The organism is Arthrobacter sp. Y3225116 (assembly GCF_059091245.1).
This window is the reverse complement of record NZ_JBNHGL010000426.1, coordinates 1-1,324: the sequence shown is the minus strand read 5'-3', so window position 1 is coordinate 1,324 and position 1,324 is coordinate 1. Positions and strand designations below refer to the sequence as shown.

At 70.5% G+C, this 1,324-nt stretch carries 1 protein-coding gene; it reads right to left on the bottom strand.

Translation table 11 applies throughout. The features are described 5' to 3' along the window. Positions 1–140: 140 nt before the first annotated feature. The gene (locus tag AC5RV2_RS18045; RefSeq protein WP_494067273.1) at positions 141–1,166 is read right to left on the bottom strand and encodes an AAA family ATPase; all 1,026 of its coding nucleotides are present in this window, start codon (positions 1,164–1,166) and stop codon (positions 141–143) included. Positions 1,167–1,324 lie beyond the last annotated feature (158 nt).

Sequence of the window (1,324 nt, the reverse complement as noted above, 5' to 3'; positions counted from 1 at the left end):
CAGCGACAGGTCCACGCCGACCGCCGCAGCCAGCAGCAGGCCGCACGCCAGGGCCGTGCCGGGGCTGGGGAAGAGCATCAGCGGGAGGATGCCCGCCAGGGCCAGCAGGACAAAACGTCCGGTGATCGCCACGGCGTCACTCAGCGGGGGACCGGCACGGTGGCCAGGATGCTCTGCAACACGTCGTCGGCCTGCACGCCGTCCATTTGCGCCTCCGGCCGCAGCCCCACCCGGTGCCGCAGCGCCGGCAGGGCCATCGCCTTGACGTCGTCCGGCGTGACAAAACCGCGGCCGTTCAGCCACGCCCAGGCCCGGGACGTGTTGAGCAACGCGGTGGCGCCGCGCGGCGAAACGCCCAGCTGGAACGACGGCGCGGACCGCGTGGCCCGGACCAGGTCCACGATGTAGCCGACCACCTCCGGCGCGATCGCCACCCGGGCCACGGCGGCCCGGGCCTGCACCAGGTCCTCGGCGGAGGCGGTGGCCCGCACGCCGGCGGCCTGCAGGTCGCGCGGGTCGAAGCCCTGGCTGTGGCGGCGGATGATTTCGATTTCCGCATCCCGGTCGGGCAGGTGCATGGTGAGCTTCAGCAGGAAGCGGTCCAACTGCGCTTCCGGCAGCGGGTAGGTGCCCTCGTATTCCACCGGGTTCTGCGTGGCCGCCACGATGAACGGTTCGGGCAGTTTCCGTGAGGTGCCGTCCACCGACACTTGACGTTCTTCCATCGCTTCCAGCAGCGAGGCCTGCGTCTTCGGCGGCGTCCGGTTGATTTCGTCGGCCAGGAGGATGTTCGTGAAGACCGGGCCCTCGCGGAAGCGGAATTCGGCCGTGTGGGTGTCGTAAATCATGGAGCCGGTGACGTCGCCGGGCATCAGGTCGGGGGTGAACTGGATCCGCTTGGTGTCAAGGCTCAGGGCGGCGGAGAGCGAGCGGACCAGCAGCGTCTTGGCGACGCCGGGCACCCCCTCCAGCAGCACATGCCCGTGCGACAGCAGGGCGATCAGCAGCCCGGTGACGGTGGCATCCTGGCCCACCACCGCTTTCGCCACTTCGGTGCGGACGTCATGCAGGGTCTGGCGCAGGCGGTCGTCGTCGGCGGGCGGGGTGGCGACGGCCGGGCCCGCGCCGTAGTGGGATGCCTGCCGTTGTCCTGGCTGATCGCTCATCGGTGCATTATCTCTTTCTCTAGCTGCTGCAGTTCTTGTGCCCAGGCCGCCAGCCGGGCTTCGGTGCCGGGTGCCTCGTGGCGCAGGAGGCGCTCCACTTCAACCCGCGGGCGGCTGCTGTCCCGGGCTACCGCATCGACGACGTCGGCGCTCGCGGC